Annotated in this window: 22 protein-coding genes; 10 read left to right on the top strand and 12 right to left on the bottom strand. The window is 37.7% G+C overall.

The window, feature by feature from the left end; all coding sequences use genetic code 11:
- Positions 1-254: 254 nt before the first annotated feature.
- From E6C50_RS10750 to E6C50_RS10715, 8 genes are all read left to right on the top strand, one after another.
- Entirely contained in the window at positions 255-1,244 is a 990-nt protein-coding gene (locus tag E6C50_RS10750) for a phosphatase PAP2 family protein (protein WP_136403236.1), read from the top strand.
- Positions 1,244-2,014: a phosphatase PAP2 family protein gene (locus E6C50_RS10745; RefSeq protein WP_136403235.1), complete on the top strand. Its 771-nt coding sequence runs from the start codon at positions 1,244-1,246 to the stop codon at positions 2,012-2,014. The genes E6C50_RS10750 and E6C50_RS10745 overlap by 1 nt, the downstream gene beginning before the upstream one ends.
- A gap of 135 nt (positions 2,015-2,149) precedes the next feature.
- Complete coding sequence (locus tag E6C50_RS10740) at positions 2,150-2,956, top strand: DUF2490 domain-containing protein (protein WP_136403234.1); 807 nt, start codon at positions 2,150-2,152, stop codon at positions 2,954-2,956.
- Between the two features lie 227 nt (positions 2,957-3,183).
- Complete coding sequence (locus tag E6C50_RS10735; RefSeq protein WP_136403233.1) at positions 3,184-3,753, top strand: hypothetical protein; 570 nt, start codon at positions 3,184-3,186, stop codon at positions 3,751-3,753.
- Position 3,754: 1 nt separating this feature from the next.
- Complete coding sequence (locus tag E6C50_RS10730; RefSeq protein WP_136403232.1) at positions 3,755-5,290, top strand: hypothetical protein; 1,536 nt, start codon at positions 3,755-3,757, stop codon at positions 5,288-5,290.
- A 34-nt stretch (positions 5,291-5,324) separates the two neighbouring features.
- On the top strand, positions 5,325-5,762 hold the full coding sequence (locus tag E6C50_RS10725; RefSeq protein ID WP_136403231.1) for a hypothetical protein: 438 nt from the start codon (positions 5,325-5,327) through the stop codon (positions 5,760-5,762).
- Positions 5,763-5,969: 207 nt separating this feature from the next.
- Entirely contained in the window at positions 5,970-6,992 is a 1,023-nt protein-coding gene (locus E6C50_RS10720) for a DUF2268 domain-containing putative Zn-dependent protease (protein WP_136403230.1), read from the top strand.
- A 94-nt stretch (positions 6,993-7,086) separates the two neighbouring features.
- Positions 7,087-7,452: a S41 family peptidase gene (locus E6C50_RS10715; protein WP_230978996.1), complete on the top strand. Its 366-nt coding sequence runs from the start codon at positions 7,087-7,089 to the stop codon at positions 7,450-7,452.
- A 72-nt stretch (positions 7,453-7,524) separates the two neighbouring features.
- On the opposite strand, the gene E6C50_RS10710 is transcribed toward E6C50_RS10715, so the two are convergent.
- The 9 genes from E6C50_RS10710 to E6C50_RS10670 all read right to left on the bottom strand — a co-directional run bounded on the left by E6C50_RS10710 (position 7,525) and on the right by E6C50_RS10670 (position 13,123).
- Positions 7,525-7,728 carry an ArsR family transcriptional regulator gene (locus tag E6C50_RS10710; protein WP_136403229.1) on the bottom strand — a complete coding sequence of 68 codons (204 nt, stop codon included), beginning with the start codon at positions 7,726-7,728 and terminating at the stop codon, positions 7,525-7,527.
- A 451-nt stretch (positions 7,729-8,179) separates the two neighbouring features.
- Positions 8,180-8,629 (bottom strand): DoxX family protein, encoded by a 450-nt coding sequence (locus E6C50_RS10705; protein WP_136403228.1) that lies wholly within the window; start codon positions 8,627-8,629, stop codon positions 8,180-8,182.
- A gap of 57 nt (positions 8,630-8,686) precedes the next feature.
- A complete protein-coding gene (locus E6C50_RS10700; RefSeq protein WP_317128627.1) occupies positions 8,687-9,259 on the bottom strand; it encodes a Crp/Fnr family transcriptional regulator in 573 nt (190 codons plus the stop codon).
- A gap of 21 nt (positions 9,260-9,280) precedes the next feature.
- Positions 9,281-9,784: a transposase gene (locus E6C50_RS10695; RefSeq protein WP_136403227.1), complete on the bottom strand. Its 504-nt coding sequence runs from the start codon at positions 9,782-9,784 to the stop codon at positions 9,281-9,283.
- A gap of 1 nt (position 9,785) precedes the next feature.
- On the bottom strand, positions 9,786-10,253 hold the full coding sequence (locus E6C50_RS10690; protein WP_136403226.1) for a MarR family winged helix-turn-helix transcriptional regulator: 468 nt from the start codon (positions 10,251-10,253) through the stop codon (positions 9,786-9,788).
- Positions 10,254-10,292: 39 nt separating this feature from the next.
- Positions 10,293-10,490 (bottom strand): hypothetical protein, encoded by a 198-nt coding sequence (locus E6C50_RS10685; protein WP_230979004.1) that lies wholly within the window; start codon positions 10,488-10,490, stop codon positions 10,293-10,295.
- Between the two features lie 106 nt (positions 10,491-10,596).
- Positions 10,597-11,598, bottom strand: coding sequence for an NADP-dependent oxidoreductase (locus E6C50_RS10680; protein WP_136403225.1), 1,002 nt, complete (start codon positions 11,596-11,598; stop codon positions 10,597-10,599).
- An 11-nt stretch (positions 11,599-11,609) separates the two neighbouring features.
- Complete coding sequence (locus E6C50_RS10675; RefSeq protein WP_136403224.1) at positions 11,610-12,377, bottom strand: SDR family oxidoreductase; 768 nt, start codon at positions 12,375-12,377, stop codon at positions 11,610-11,612.
- Between the two features lie 23 nt (positions 12,378-12,400).
- Positions 12,401-13,123, bottom strand: coding sequence for an SDR family oxidoreductase (locus E6C50_RS10670; protein ID WP_136403223.1), 723 nt, complete (start codon positions 13,121-13,123; stop codon positions 12,401-12,403).
- Positions 13,124-13,219: 96 nt separating this feature from the next.
- Here E6C50_RS10670 and E6C50_RS10665 point away from each other — a divergent pair, with 96 nt between their 5' ends.
- Both E6C50_RS10665 and E6C50_RS10660 read left to right on the top strand, forming a co-directional pair.
- The gene (locus tag E6C50_RS10665) at positions 13,220-13,636 is read left to right on the top strand and encodes a winged helix-turn-helix transcriptional regulator (protein ID WP_136403222.1); all 417 of its coding nucleotides are present in this window, start codon (positions 13,220-13,222) and stop codon (positions 13,634-13,636) included.
- Between the two features lie 149 nt (positions 13,637-13,785).
- The gene (locus tag E6C50_RS10660; protein WP_136403221.1) at positions 13,786-14,562 is read left to right on the top strand and encodes a LuxR C-terminal-related transcriptional regulator; all 777 of its coding nucleotides are present in this window, start codon (positions 13,786-13,788) and stop codon (positions 14,560-14,562) included.
- 133 nt (positions 14,563-14,695) lie between these two features.
- On the opposite strand, the gene E6C50_RS10655 is transcribed toward E6C50_RS10660, so the two are convergent.
- The 3 genes from E6C50_RS10655 to E6C50_RS10645 all read right to left on the bottom strand — a co-directional run bounded on the left by E6C50_RS10655 (position 14,696) and on the right by E6C50_RS10645 (position 16,278).
- A complete protein-coding gene (locus tag E6C50_RS10655) occupies positions 14,696-15,142 on the bottom strand; it encodes a hypothetical protein (RefSeq protein WP_136403220.1) in 447 nt (148 codons plus the stop codon).
- 2 nt (positions 15,143-15,144) lie between these two features.
- On the bottom strand, positions 15,145-15,570 hold the full coding sequence (locus E6C50_RS10650) for a hypothetical protein (RefSeq protein WP_136403219.1): 426 nt from the start codon (positions 15,568-15,570) through the stop codon (positions 15,145-15,147).
- Between the two features lie 147 nt (positions 15,571-15,717).
- Positions 15,718-16,278, bottom strand: a complete 561-nt coding sequence (locus E6C50_RS10645; RefSeq protein ID WP_136403218.1) for a hypothetical protein — start codon at positions 16,276-16,278, stop codon at positions 15,718-15,720.
- Positions 16,279-16,337 lie beyond the last annotated feature (59 nt).

Here is a 16,337-nt window from a genome sequence, read left to right as displayed (position 1 = left end):
GAAATGCTTTGATACTGCGAAAGTTAGTAAAATGTGAGATAGAATCAAGGGTTTTTTATACTGCTTTAAGACTTTTTAACGAGTATCGTTTAGTAATTTTTTAAAATAGTAATGAAAACCTAACGTTAATTTAAAATAATGATATAAAATGTATTTTTGTAATAAAATTTAACATTTTTATGAATTTTTATTTTGTAGTAAAATTTTGGCATGAATTTTATTACTATACTTTTGGCACACTTTTACAAACAACAATGAATAGGTTTATCCCTTTACTTTTATTTTTCTCCGGATGCGTTTTTTCGCAATCGGATTCACTATCCATACTTAACAAACGTTTTGAAAATAGAAAAACGCAAACCTATACTATCGATGCGAATACCGAGAGAATTTACTATCAGCCCAAATGGCACGAACCAATAACCAATCTCTGGCACGATTTTAAAGATACCAACAGGGATTTTATAGCTGATGATCACGCTTGGTATTTAGGTGGCGCTTTGGCGGCTACGGCAGTTATGGTTCCATTTGATCAGGATATAATCGATGAATCCCGAAGATTTGCGAATCAATTGGGATTGTCGCCCGATAATAAATACGGGAGTTTGGGGCCGCTGAGTAACATTCCTCAGAATACCGGTGCGGCTTTTTATCTGGTTGGTAACGGAACTACGGTATTGTTACTGTCGGCCGGTTTTATGACGCATGCGCTTTTTACAAACGATTACCGCGCCTATGCCACTGCTTCGGGTATGCTCGAAAGTATGGCACTATCGGGATTTTATATTCAGGTACTCAAACGAACTACCGGTAGAGAAAGCCCTTTTATCGCTCGTGAAAATGGTAATCCGGGCGGCGATTGGAATCCGTTTCCTTCTTTTACGGCCTATGGCGAAAATACGCCTACTTACGATGCTTTTCCGTCCGGTCACCTGGCCACTATTATGTCGGCTTTTACAGTGATTACCACAAATTATCCCGAAGTGAAATGGCTAAAACCGGTTGGTTATTCGGCCATTGGACTTTTGAGTTTTCAAATGGTTCAAAGTGAAGTACACTGGATATCCGACTATCCTTTGGCGCTACTAATCGGCTATTTTAGCGGTAAAAATATTGCCCGAAACCGTTTTGTTGACCGCAAAAAAAACGGACAGGCTAACCTTCAAAAAAAATACGATCTCCGGATCACCGGTAACTACCACCGCTATGGCTTTCAAACCTTAGGCCTTAAAATGACATTCTAATGACAAAAATTCACAATTTACTGTACTGTATGATAGCGGTACTGTGCCTTCCTGTTTCAGGCTTTTCGGAAACAGTATCCGATACTCTGGTAAAACCCATTATGTTGACAAAATCCGATACCGTGGTAAAAAAAGATTGTTTTTCGTACAAACAACTCATTATTCCATCGGCGTTGATTATTGGCGGTACCTTGCTCCGACATTCCGGAATTAATAACGATGTAAAGGAGTTTAGAGATCGAAATTTCGGATCGTTTCAAACTTCATTCGACGATTATTTTCAGTACAGTTCGGTGGCGTTGACCTTTGGAGGCAATTATATCGGATTTAAATCGGAGCATAGCAATGCCCGTATGCTCTCCAATTTGTTGGTGTCAAAATTGTTGCTAACAGCCATTGCTTTGCCGTTAAAAAATAATATAGGCGATTTAAGACCTGATAATTCCGCTTGTAATGCATTCCCGTCCGGACATACCGCAGCTGCTTTTACCTGTGCGACGTTACAATTTTTAGAATACAGAAATAGTAATATCTGGTTTGCCAGTGCCGGTTTTTTGGTGGCAACTACTACCGGAACGCTGCGCATACTCAACAACCGCCATTGGTTGAGCGATATAACGGCAGGTGCCGGATTAGGTATGGCTACAGCGGTTATTACTTACTATTTTAATCCGTTGACGTTTGAATTTAAAAAAGAAAACCGACTGTGTTTTAGTCCGACGTATATCGATAGTAAAGCCGGATTGGCATTGAACTACAGTTTTAAATAAATCGTTTTGCTATAGCTCAAAATAGCAGTATAAAAAGAAGTTGCTTTTGAGAACGGTATTCCAGAATCACTACAGTTTTGCATCGTAGTATTGCTGCTGTAACGAATACACCTCAAATTTCAAACGCTTTTTATAATGCGCATACAAACAACCATAACAAAAACACTTTTCCTGTTTTTTGCATTCAATATGGGATCGCTTCATACGATCCAGGCACAATTAAGTCCGCCCGGATTGGGGAAAACAAAAAGGGCTTTCTGGTCGGCGGTTGGTATAAAACGCAAGCTGGATTCCGTCGGAAAAAAAGAAACAATGACTTATTTCGGGCTGGGACGAAAGAGCGATCCGGATCATTCCAGATTATTGGAAAACCAGGCGATTTTGGTTTTCAACCACGAAGTTTACCGCAACTTTGCGCCAAATCAGCAGTATAGTTATGCGGTGAGCTACCGCAGACAGGATAACTACGAAACCAAAGCGCCCTATCGTTTTGAAGGCATCGAACAGGAATTCCGGGTTTACGGGCGTTATGCCTATACCTTGCGTTTGGGTGATCAATGGAAATGGAAAAATACCGCCCGACAGGAATTCCGGAAATTTTACACCGCTGATTTTAGCAAGGCAGACGAAAATTTTCAGTTCCGCACCCGATTAAAAACACAACTAACCTATACTTTGCCTACAAAAACAAAGCAAGCATTGGCTTTAAGTGCTGAAGGACTTTTTGCGGTGAGCCGTTATAACGGAGGCGATAAAAAATGGTCGAAGTTGGCGTATAAAGAAGCACGATTGGGGGTGTATTATCTGCTTCAGATTCCTAGAACACCACTTTCGATGGACATCGGTTATGTAAATAATTTGATCAAAGGATATCATGCCGCGAAATCTGGAGTGCATTATTTGGCGGTCGATTTGATCTGGACGATTCCGTACCGACGTTAGTCTTCCATAAATTTGTGTTTCCGCTAATCTTTAGGTGTATTGCCCATGATTTTTTGCAGTGCATTTTGAATGAGCAGTACACAGCTTGCTATTGCTTTATGTAGAACTCTTTATACAGTAAAAACTTAATCTTCAATTTTAATAAATGCTATTGTGAAAAGGGATGTTTTTTTGTATAGATTTGTCATTTAGAGTAGTCTATTTATTACTTTTTTGTAAAAATTATAATGAAAAAAGCAAAAATAACAGTCTTTTCTCTTCTCGTTATTGTGATTCTAATCACGGCGTATTTTGTTTTTATCAAAACGGATTTTTACATCCCAAAACCAAAACGTATTGTGAATGAAAAGGGATTAACAGCGTCCATCGTAAAGGAAGTTGCAAAAATGGGCACAATCAAGGATACTCTTTTTTTGATTGTTTACAATCCTTCACTTATTTGTGGAAGCCAAATATATCCCCGATCGCGATTCAGTGAAAAGATGGATGCTTTTGAATATGGAGTCAAGTCGCAATATTATTTTGATCAAGAGAAAAGTTTTCTAGCTGTTTATCAGGATAATGGAATGACGATTGTTACCGGAAGAAGTTCAACCGGCCCGGAAGGTTGTGGCTGTTTTAGATCGAGCATTGTCAATTTTGAACAGGAAAAAATGAGCGAAAAGCAGGTTTATGAAGTGCAATATAAGGCGATGGGAAAAGATAAAGTCGAAATTGCGATTACTAACTTTAATACCAATGGAGAATTACAAGTAATGGACTTTGTTCTAAATGCTAACCATTGGGATTTGAAATAAGATGAAAAAAAGTATACTGTGTATTATCGTAATGCTATGGTGCCAATTTTCTGTTGGTCAGCAAACCTATACCGTTACTGAAGGCCAATTGTATTGTATCAGTCCGGCTAAAGGAATCGTGATCAAAAAGGGATCGCGCTATTATACGTTAGAAATTGAAGTCGATTTTGAAGGAAAGCAGGAAATAATGAAGTCGGTTTTAAAACCTATAAAAAAGAATGAAGCCGAAGCTTTATCCAAACAAGAAAATTCCATTTCGTATGATCAAATAGATGGCCGTTACGATTTTAAAAAACTTCAGGAATTGCAATTCACGTATACGGAAGATGACACGAATATGACATCTTATGAGATCCGTAAATTCCGCCAATTCAATCCGGGGTATTTTGCGATTTTTGCCATTAAACAGGAGAATCATACGGTAAACACCTATTTAAAAGAATGGTTACCGTGTATTTTTATTCAGTTTGATCAAAAACGAATACTCTATACCTACGATAACGTAACGTTATATCTGATTCCCACTCCGAATAAAATCCAACTCTTCGGGCTTCATGATCCGTCTGTTCTCGAATTAAAAGTTGAAAAAATGGCTTTGACCAAAGATGAGATTTATGCATTTTCTCAGAATGCTTTTGCCGAATTGAACAAAAACTATTTTAGAATCGATACGTTACCTAATAAAAAGGTACAGTTGAAAAATCGTTTTAATGAAATATTGATTTCTAAAAATTATGATGCGATTGATTTGAGGGGGACGTCGATAATAGGGTATACCGGAAAAACGATGGATTTATATAATTTGGCTTTAAAAAAACTAAATCAGGACCCGCTCAAAGCGGTAAATTTCAATCCGTGGAGTATACAGATGATCGAAAACAATACGCTTAAAACGATCGACAGGACCGGACAGGAACTAAAAACAAAATTTAATTATCCGTTTCATCTTGTTTATGAACCCACAACAAAGGAATATTTCTATGAATTAGTCATAACTAAAAGGAATGATAATTTTACGCTAAAAATGCGTAATCTGGATCATATTGCTCACGAGGATCAATACACGGTTTCGGATAGTATTTCGTTGCAAAATACGAGTGAAATTCTGGAAATCTGTTTAAAAAACAAAATGAAGGATACGGTAAAAAGCAGTGTCGATTTTAGCATTTATAATAGACCTTATCAAAAAGGAAGGATTAGTATGCATGTACCATTCGACGATGTTATCGTTACTTTTTTAAGGAAAGACGGGACATTTGGAATCAATTACCTGCATTACTTTTTGAAACTGGAAAATAAAAATCAATATTTCGAAGATGACAAACCATTTACCGGATATCAAAAGGTACAATCCATAGTCTATAAAGCGCCTTTCTACGAAATAAAAAAGAACGATTTGTTCTTACTTTATCCGATACAAAAGGAATTCCGATATAAAAAAATAGCGGATTTCCAGGGTTATTTTGCCCGTTATGAACGCGCAAATGGAGAAAAAGGCTGGCTGGATTTTAAAGGGAATGAATATAGAGACGACTAAAAAAAGAAATACAAAATGATATAAACCTGTCAAAATGAGATTGTTGATTCATAACGCAAAATCCGAGCATCTTCCGTATGAAGAGATTCGGGAGGCTTTTAAAGCGTTCCTTTTTACGCAAAATGAATATCTGGGAATTGGGAATTGTATAAAAAGAGCCTCCGAAAAGTATGCAGTTGTTCATATCCGGATGGTAAAAGATTCAGGTACTTTTGTCTGGGATGTTCCGGAAAACAAAATCCCGATAGAATATATGGATGCGATTTTATCGACTCTAAAAAGCATTATGAACATCCCAAAGGGGATGGCTCCGTTTAGCAGTTATGGTTTCAGTTATCAAGTTGTTGATGGTTCCTGGCATCCGACCGATTCGAGTACGAAGACGTTTGAAATTGCTACATTTATGGCCATAGCCGATATTATTGGATTTGAACATGAAAAAATACGGGTTTACCAACGGGATAAATCCTAAAAAACGATCCTGAAAATGGATTATTTGATTTCTTTAAAAAAAGACATTCGAATAGGAACCGGGATTAAAAGAGGATGCCAAACAGGTTCCGTTTTTTCAGCATTTAGCGACCAATAGTCTATTTATAGCCCTTATATAATCATAGCGGGAATCTGTTTATTTTTGCCCCGGATAGCACTTGTATTGATTTTGAATCCTTTTTATGCCATGAAAAAAATTATTGTTTCCACCCTGATCACTTCGATACTCACATCGTGTTCGCCTAAAGTACCTGCTGTTTTTGTCGATAAAGAAGCCGAAGTCTATAGAAAACTCGAAAGCGTTCCGGATAGTGTCAGTGTAGGAGAAATAACCATTTTGAATCTTTTTAAAAATCAGATTTTAGCCCATCGAAATGTCCCATACGACAGTGTAAGGATTGTCGAAAAGGTGTATCAACCGCATCAAGCGTTATGGGATGATTGTTATGGGGCAATTTTTGGAGACGAAAATGCGTCAAAATTTAATACGCCAGCAGGTATGATCCAATGGAATAAAACCTTGTATAGGGACAATAAAGCCTTTATGGACCATCGGGTTTCGGAAATCCTGAAAATGGATATGGATAAAACACTTCGGGACAATTTAGTAAAGTTTGAACAACTGGTTCCGTATAGACCCAAAGCACGAATCAGTATTCTTTTTACGCCCATTACGGGTATTGGTTTTGGTGGTTGTAATGCCCGACAATTTGCTTTTGAATTGAACAATAAAACGCTCGATGTACAGTATGCTGTCGAAAAAGGATTGCCTCACGAATTAAATCATCTGGTCTATGAAAAATTTAGAGGGAATGATACCGACGGTGATTCAGCTTTAAGTCAGACAATAGATGAAGGTTTTGCGTGTTATTTTACCTATGTTTTTTTCGATAAAAAAATAACTGAATATGAGGCGGTCGAAAATATGACTAAAGCCAACTGGGATTGGTTTTTAAAGCACGAAAAAGAAATCTTTACCAAAGTAAAACTGTATTTTTCCGATACCTCAGGAAATAATCCACTGTTGCGAAACGATACGTTAAAATTATTTCCCGACGCGCCCAAAACGCTGAATTATTGGTTGGGTTTCCGGATTGTCTCAAAATATGTGGAAAAACACGGTGCCAATTCCTGGCGCGATATTTATAGCTTAAAAGCAACGGAAGTTCTCGAAAGAAGCGGCTACGAAAGTTATATTCAAAAATTGTAAAGGGGCTGATTCCTTTTTGAGACAGCCCCTTTTTGTCTGTGAAGAGGAAGGAAATATTTAGGCTTTACGCTCCAGATAGTTCCGCGTCAGTATCATGGTAAAGGCCAATAAACCGAATTTTTACAAAGGACAGATTAGTGTTCTGATAAATGGTGGTTGTTTTTCCACCACGGGGCATTTATTAGCCTTATTGCGGGAATATAAAATAGGAAAATTTTATGGCGAATATTCACAAGGGAGTAATTATAGTAATGCTGGTGGTCGTGCATTTGTTTTGCCTTATTCCAAAACATTGGTATGGATACCCACTTTTCAGTACAAAATGAAAACTCCAAATTTTAGAAATGACGCCAAAGGCATAAAACCTGACGCCGAAATACCGCTTCAGGCAGCTGATTTAAAAACGGGCTTTGACAGGCAAATGGATTTTGTAATAAGAAAAATTGAAACGGAAAAATAAACGATCGGGCGCCGAACCATTGAAGCTAAAAGCTGGAAAAAATTATCGGAATTATCCAGACAAATCAGAGCATCAGGAGTTTATTTGTGATAAGTCAATACCAATTTTTTCGAATTCAATAATTCCCTTTTCGGTAACATAGAAGTTCTTGTCTCCGGGTGTTTCCTTAGTCAGCCAGCCATTGGCAACAAATTGTTTCAGGAGTAGGCTTCCAAGCTTACCACCAACATGTTCATAGCACAATTTTGCAGGTATCTTGTCTGTTTTTCCTTTCATGATAATGCTTTTAAAATGTGATAAACCAAATGTAGTGAAAGGAAGCGAGCAGCGAGGTGATTTTCGTCATGTTTTTTCGTGCTATTCGTTTGGTGCTTGAAGAGGATAAATTCCGTTTGTTTTCGAAGTTTTCAGAATTATTTTTCATTTTTAAAAACAAAAACAGACAGCACAGCACCCAGGGCTGCTATCAGTCCGAACTGTTTGAAGCTTTTATTTAGCCCTAAGTTTGTGATGAGACTAAATACCAGACTTCCCAATCCGTAGCCCATAAACATCACAAAGGCGAACAAGCCTATTGCTTTATTGAAGAAGGTATAAAAGAAAAAAGTCAAACGGTGGTTTGACTTTTTTTGTGACCGGGCTGGGATCACGTTATGTCGTCGAAAAGCACGTTTTTGCTTAGGAGTGTCGAAGTAATAGACAAATTATATACGGGTGATTTCATGATTTACTTAACAATAAAAAAATATGTCCAACAGATCAACAATACCTGAAAAGGAACACGAAACCATAAATAGGCTATTCCCTTACCATCAAAATTCCCGGTTTCATAATTAAGATGTTTTATTGCTGCAAGAATATTTGTGGGTAAAATCAGGATAAAGAAAACAATTAGGAGTATTCCCGTCATGTGCCTAAGGGTAGGTATGAATATACCGATGGCGGCAGCTATCTCAATAAATCCCGTCAAGTAAACCAGCGCAATTTTAAAAGGTATAAAATCTGGCAGCATCTTCGACATTCCCTGGGTAAACATGAAATGGCCTAGTGAAGTAAACAGCAGCATAGCAGATAGGGCGATTTTGCCAGATAGCCTATGGTCAACTTCCGAGTTGAAAATTTTTGTGCCGATAAGCGAGAATACGAAAACTCCGATCAATACAAACAGTGGTTTCATTTTTTTTTCTTGCAAAGTTACAACCGCTGCAAGTGGCAATCAATGAACAAATGTTAACTAAATTGTCTTTCTTATCCTGCTAAGGGATTGTGGCCTTATCCCAATATAGGACGCCAGATATTTTTGTGGTATATATTGTATGAGAAGGGGCTGCTCGTTCATTAAATCCAGATATCTTTTCTTCGCAGTATCTTCCAGCAGGGACATTTCTCTTTTCATTTTTCTAAGGTATAGTCCTTCAGCTACTTTTCTTCCAATGCGGTCTCCAATTGATGTGTTGTTGTAAACGGCCTCCAGATCTTCATAGGTGATCTGCCATAACACACAGTCTGTTATAGCTTCTATATTATAGAGGGAAGGTGTTTGTGTAAGAAAAGCATCATATCCGCTGACAAATGTATTTTCAAAAGCAAAAGCGAAGGTGAAATCATGGTCAGGCTTGGGAATATTAAACCTGATTATCCCTTTTTCTATAAATGAAAGGAATCTTTCTCTTTTTCCTATCTCAAGTATGAGTGATTTTTTTGGAAATTCGACTCTGGATAGTTTAGAAGAAAATACATCCCAGTCTGCATCACTTATCGATACAAATTCGTTAAAATATTTTCTGATGTTTTCGATAGTTGACATTATTACTAACAAAATTCCATTTTATGAATATAGGCGAAATACTTTAATAGATAAAGGTATCAGTCCGAAAGATATGGCAACAAAAATGGCAACCCTAACGTAATTCAACGTTTGCCATAACGAAGTACGTCTAATCAGGTCTTGTGCAAGTGAAGGGGTTTCTGCTATTTTCTGAAAATCGATAATATTGGGGGCGAAATACGAAAGTGTCCATACCCTAACCGCAAAATGTAAGGCAAATAAGATCAACAGCCAGTTTCTTACCGGTTCAATCTTCCAGCAGAAAATAATGGCAAGTACAAATGTAATCTCGTGCAGGGAGTGGAGCACAATCCAAAAGATTTTAAGGCTTGTTCCTTTTCCGTCCAATAAAAGCTTAAAGCTATCAGGAGGGGATGCCATCCATTTAGGTGCAAAAACCAGTGTTTCAAAAATTTGGGCACCGTTCATCAGAAAATAAAGCAGCGTTGTAATACAGAGCCATATCTCGGCTCTCGTTACATAATTGGTGGTTAAGCTTTCCATGCTATTTTTTGTTTAAGTTTTTCGTTGTTTCGTTCATTATGGCGGTGGCTGCTATAAAATAGCGTTCTATGGTCAGCACCTGTTCGTCCGAAAAAGTAGAAAGCAAGGCACTTGTTTTCTCTTGCAGTCCATCGAAAAAAGGTTTTAATAGTTTTATGCTATTCTCCACATTAGGCACAATGATTACTTTTCTCCTGTCTTCGCTGGTAAACTGTCTTTTAAGAAGTTTCTTTTTCTCCAAGCGATCTATTAATCCCGTTACCGCACCCGTACTTAGGCCTGTCAGTTTCGAAATTTCCCCCGCTGTGATGGATTTATGCCGAAGTATAAGCCCAAGGTATTTATGGTCTGCACCGGAAAGCCCTGCTTTCCGGGCTATCGCCTCGTGCATAAATATAGAAGCATCGGAATATTGTCTGCTCGCTGAACCGAATTGTGCTATTAAATCTTCTTGGTTATTTTTGCTCATTTTCTAAATATCTTAGTAGCAAAGATAAATATTTTTTATTTAATCTATCAAAAAAAGTATAGTAAAATGGAAGATATTCGAAAAGTGTTCAGTTAATTCCGGTGTTGCTATTTTAAAAAATCTTCTTCTACCAGAGCATTGTTTAAAAATACACCTGTGTTGTTTGCCTGTTGATACAGCATATGGTACCGCACGTAAAGGGTTCGTATTGTCCCCGCAGGCGAATATGTTATCCACTGTTGTTTTCTGGAGTGCATCTACTTTGATAAGTCCCTGTTCTGTCAATTCACAGCCGTTATAGTTCCTACTTTATAGGAACTATTGCTATTTCAAATAACTGCAATTACCTAACCTTTACCACAACTTTTCCTTTTGCCCTGCCACTTGAAACGTACTCCATCGCCTCATTCATTTCTTCAAATTGGAAAACTTTATCAATAACCGGACTTATCACACCCGTTTCAATCAAATCTGCAATTGCTGATAATTGTTTGCCATTGGCTTTCATAAAAAGAAACGAGTAATCAACATCTAGTTTTTTGGCCTGTTTCCTTACTTTTCTGTTTAAAAATGAAATGACCATTTTCATAAACCAAGATAAGCCTAACTCTTTGCCAAAAGCTGCATCTGGCGGTCCTGAAATCGATACCACTTTTCCAGCTCTTTTTAAAATGCGTAACGATTTTGAAAGCGTTTTTTCGTCCTGGCTGTTCAGTACCAGATCGTAATCTTTCAGAATGGTTTCAAAATCCTGCGTTTTGTAATCAATAACTACATCGGCTCCCAAGCTTTTGAGCAATTCAAAATTATTGGCACTTGCGGTCGTCGCCACGGTGGCACCCCAATGTTTTGCCAATTGAATGGCAATCGTACCTACACCGCCGGAACCTGCCTGTATAAATACCTTTTGCCCTTTTTTAAGTTGCGCTTTATCTACAAAAGCCTGCCACGCCGTTAAAGCCACCAAGGGAATAGATGCGGCCTCTTCCATTGAAATGTTTTTAGGCTTCAAAGCCAGATCGTTTTCATTGACAGCAATGTATTCGGCAAATGTGCCAATATGAAAATCGGCGGGACGGGCAAATACTTCATCACCCACTTTAAAACGATTGACTTTTTGCCCAACCTTTGTTACCACTCCGGCAAAATCGTGGCCCAAAATCAAAGGAAATTTATAGGGCAACAACAATTTAAACTCGCCCTCCTTCAGTTTGTTGTCCAGCTGGTTGATGGCAGTGGCATGAATAGCTACCAAAACTTCATTTTCCCCAATATTCGGTTCGGGTATATCAACCAGTTGCATTTTATCGTCTTTACTATATTTGGAGATACTGTATGCTTTCATATAGATTAAAATTAATTGACTAATTTCTTGTTGTGCTTTTTTGAATTGATGATGTTGTAGGCCACCTTCGGAAGAAAACGGTTCAAAAAGTAAATGGTCTTGCTGTCACCAATTCTAATCGTATAGATATCGTTCTCCAAACCTTTAATTAAGCCATTTATCAACTGAGCGGGGCTGATTTTTTTATCGTCCCGATCGGCTACCATATCTGTATCAACCAAGGGGGGAAGCAGTTCAAATATCTTCAATTTGCTATCAATAACCTGCAGGTGTTTACGTAACGACTGCACATAAAATGCCAATGCTGTTTTAGAAGAAGAATAGGTAGCCTCAATGGCAGACGGGACGATACTGAGAATGGAAGTAGTATGGATAATCGCAGCTTCCTTTCTGGATTTCAGCATATCCATGAATAGATTGTTCAACCGTATTACACCAAAGTAGTTTACTTCCATTTCGTACATGGCACCTTCTAAATGGTCATTTTTAGGGAGGCCCAGATTGGATGGCGGTACACCTACACCAGCATTATGGTACAAAATATCTATGCCGCCCAGTTCTTCTATTTTTTTGAACAAACTGTTGGCATCATCTTCCTTAGACGCATCACTTTGTATTGCCACAAGTGTCGGGTAAAGCTTTACCGCATCGTCCAGCTTACGCTGATTTCTTCCTGTGATGACGACCTTTGCGCCTGCCTGTAAAAACTGTCTGGCGGCTTCCAACCCAATACCGGCCCCCCCGCCGGTAATCAAGATCGTTTTATTTTTCAAATCCATAATCAGGTTCTATACTAATCGATTTATGAAATTTTTGATATGGCTTCTGCCACTGCCGCTGCATACTTTTTCGTTTCGCCAACGGGTACGTCAAATTGATTGTTTTCAAGTGCAGCGAAAAATTCATCAGCTACTTCAGAAGGTGGAATACCGTTTGCACCACCTATTTCTGCTGAGAACTCTGTATTTACCAAAGGCGGATAGATTTCGTATACCTGTAGATTTTTTCGCTCTTCATACGTCATTCTTAAGGCGACTGTATACGAATGAAGTGCCGCTTTGGTAGCACCGTAAGTCGGTAAAAATTTGTGACTACCAAACACCGCAATTGAGGAAACATTGGCAATTGCAGCCGATTCTTTTTGCAAGAGATGTGGTAGCATTAATTCTGTAAAATGGATGATTGCCAAATAATTTGTATTCATCTCAATTGCAGCTTTTTCGTGTGCGTTGGTAGTTTCGCTCAATAAATAACCAAATGCTGCACCGGCATTGTTTACGATGATATTGACCTCTGGATGATTGTTTTTTAAATCTTCCGCGATGCGGATTCTATCTGCTTCTACTGATAAATCCCCTTGGATGGCAATTGCATTATCAAGCATTTTAAGCGCTTTTTCAAGTCGTTCTGCATTACGTCCGTTAATGATGACTTTATTGCCTGCTGCGTTAAATTTTTTGGCGATTTCCAGACCTATTCCTGCACTACCGCCACTGATAAAAATTGTATTTCCTGTTGTTTTCATTTTTTTTGTTTTAAAAAGTTTGTAATTTTGCTTGCATTATGCAAGTGCAAAGATATAAAACAACTTGCGTTTTGCAAGTAATTTTAAAAATTATTTATGGCAGATAGTAAAAAAAGATCGGATTGTCCTATTAGTAGTTCCCTTGAGGTATGGGGAGATAAGTGGTCGCTGTTAATTGTGAGGGATTTAATGTTTGCAAAACAATGCACCTATGGCGATTTTTTAAAATCAGGAGAAAAAATTGCTACCAATATTTTAGCGTCCCGATTACAAACGCTGGAAGAGAACGGAATCATTACCAAATCTGATCATCCGGGAAGTAAGGCAAAAGTTTTATACCAACTTACACAAAAGGGAATAGACCTACTGCCTTTAATGGTTGAAATAAACCTATGGGCAGAAAAATATTATGATTTGCCCGAGGACAGAAAAGCAATGTTGAGCGAGGTAAAAAAGGACAAGGAAGGATTCATTAAAAAAATGGCTAATGACCTAAAAGAAAGCATCAGCTAACGGAGGCATTGACAGAATTTATGCCTATGATTTATATATAGTCTAGTGGTTTAGATTTCAGTTAAAGTAAAACTCAAACTCAAACTCAAACAATCACTTATGGTAGTGTTTGTTTTGAGTTTTTTTGTATTTTTGAAAAAAGCGAGACTATGAAAAATAATGATATTATTTTTTATGATAAGGCCAGGCAAGTTTGGAAAGAGATTGCCAAACACGGCTCATATAAACCTCTCGATTTCCAAATAGAAATTCATAAGAAGCTTCTAAACCTTTTTCAGCCGGGTGATTATTACTACTTTATCTTCCACGTGAGAGATGGCGAGTTTGAATATGTCAGTCCCCATATCAATAAAGTATTGGGTTATGAACAGAGTATAAAAGCCAATGATTTTTTGTCAAAGATACATCCCGACGACCAACCTTATTTTATCGAATTCGAAAAAAAATTGCATTATTTTTTCAGGGAGTTACCTCCGGATAAAATCACAAAATATAAGGTACAGTATGATTTCCGAATAAAGAACAAGGATGATCATTATATAAGGATCCTACATCAACTGGCCATCATAGAATTTGACTTAGATAATAATCTACTTAGATCACTGGGGATTCATACAGACATTAGTCATCTGCTGCCAAGCGAATCCATACCCAAACTTTCCTTTATAGGTCTGGAAGATGAACCTTCTTTTTTTAATGTTTCTATTAATGCGCCCTTTTTAGTATCAAGTAAAGAGTTATTCTCCAGAAGGGAAAAAGAAGTACTTAAACTTGTACTTGCGGGTAAAAGTACACCTATAATAGCAGATATTTTGTGTCTTTCGGTACATACAGTAAACTCCCACCGTAAAAATATTTTCTCCAAATCGGGTTGCAGTTCGCTCGCAGAACTCGGCTCAAAAGCTGTTTTGGAAAGCTGGCTGTAATTCTCCTGCATTAGAATGTGAAATTGAATGATATATTTCTGAATTGTGTCTTAGATTTTCGGGACAAAAAGGTAGGGGAGTACCTCCAGCTTTTGTTGGGTCTTAATTTTTATATCGGGATGTTTTGGGGTAATCAAAAACGAGTTTTCAACCTTTCGATAATTTTTAGAAGCGCTTTACGGTTTTTGCCTTCGTGGTAGAATTTCGGAAGTCTTTCCAAAAGTGTAAAGTGCGAGCGCTCTTTATGTTCCCTTAATTTGGCGGAAATATAATTTTCCAGATAGTATAGGTGTTTGTCGTTGTAGGCAAAGAAAATATCGTTCTTAAAAGGATGCTGCAACCATAGTTCTGCATCGAAATATTGGTTAGCCGCCATTATCAGATTTCCCATCGTGCCAAAAGATTCGACCTGGGTAACAAGTTCTTTGTGATAACTACAGTTGGGACAGGAGAGACGGGATTTTTTCAATCCGTAATTAGCAATGGCAATGGCCCTTTTGCCGCACGAAGGACATTTTACCCAAACTTCTTCCTGAAATTCTGTAATGGTTTTATTTTGGTCCATGAAGCGTCTTTCCATTCTTAATGGGTGTTTTCTTCCAACCTTATCTTTGCCCTTTTGGAATAGAAATCAATTTTGTATACCAAAACGGGAATGTTCTTGTTAAGGAATACAGTTTCGGCTTGGCTTTCGTGATTACTTTTAATATCCGATCGATACAGAACCATGGATTGTAAAATGAAATTTAGAGTAGACATCAGTTGTTCTGCTTCTAGTGCAACTCCTATAACTTTTGTGATGTTTCTGTTGAAAATAGCTTTTTGGCTGGTCGCAGATTTTATTAAGCGGTCTAATTTTTCCAGTTTATGTTTGGGCAGTTCTTTAGAGTTTACGGCATTTCTGATTTCCATCAGATAATTCCGTACCATAGATAAACTGTCTAGTCCCGCTCTCTGCGCATTGGCCTGTAACGAAATCAGTAGAAATAAGAGTATTAACTTATGCATTGTCAGTCTTTTTATTGTCGTTTTAATGCTATTCCTCCCATCTAAGTAGGCTTTTCTTCCAATTTTACTTATAGGGGTCCTGTCCAAATTTTATGGTGTTATGAAAAGTGTTTTTTTGACAGAGGTCAATCAATTACGTTTTTCAGCTTAATCATGCCAAGATCCTTTTTCGATGGGATAGGCCGCTTTTTTGAAAAGCTTTACGATTTCATCGGCTAAATATTCGTTGTGTTTTTCTGCCGATAGGTATAGGAAAAACAGATCGCTTTTTCGGATTTTTTTTTCTCCATTCTGTGCCATACTTGTAATCGTTACCGCATTTTCTTCCGTTTCAAACATAATATGGATATCCTTAGCAATTGCTTTTATCCTGTGCAAATCGATTTCTTGTTTTTCGGTATAGAAACTATTGTCATAATTGTTTTTCTTTCGGATTTCTATGCTTAGGATTTTTGTGTTGGTTTGAACGATCCGGTCTTCTTCGGGTTGGTAGGTAACAGGGTTGGTTTTAATGACAATCATCCTGAACAAGCTGTCCTTTACGCTAAAATGGTGTACTATATCGAACTTATCGCCACAATAATTTGCATCTTTTTGATGATGGATTTCTTTCGCGAGTTCTTTGTTCAGTAGGTTTACGATCTTCTTTGTTTGCGAAAAAGCAAAAGTCGTTTGAAAAAGAACCATAACTAGTGTGATTGCCCTCATCGTATGTTTTTATATTAAAAATGCCAATAATCTCGCATTAATCAGCGCTTTTCCAAACA

The sequence above is a fragment of the Flavobacterium supellecticarium genome, from assembly GCF_004801375.1.
Taxonomy (GTDB): Bacteria; Bacteroidota; Bacteroidia; order Flavobacteriales; family Flavobacteriaceae; genus Flavobacterium; species Flavobacterium supellecticarium.
This window is presented reverse-complemented; position numbering and strand designations above follow the sequence as displayed.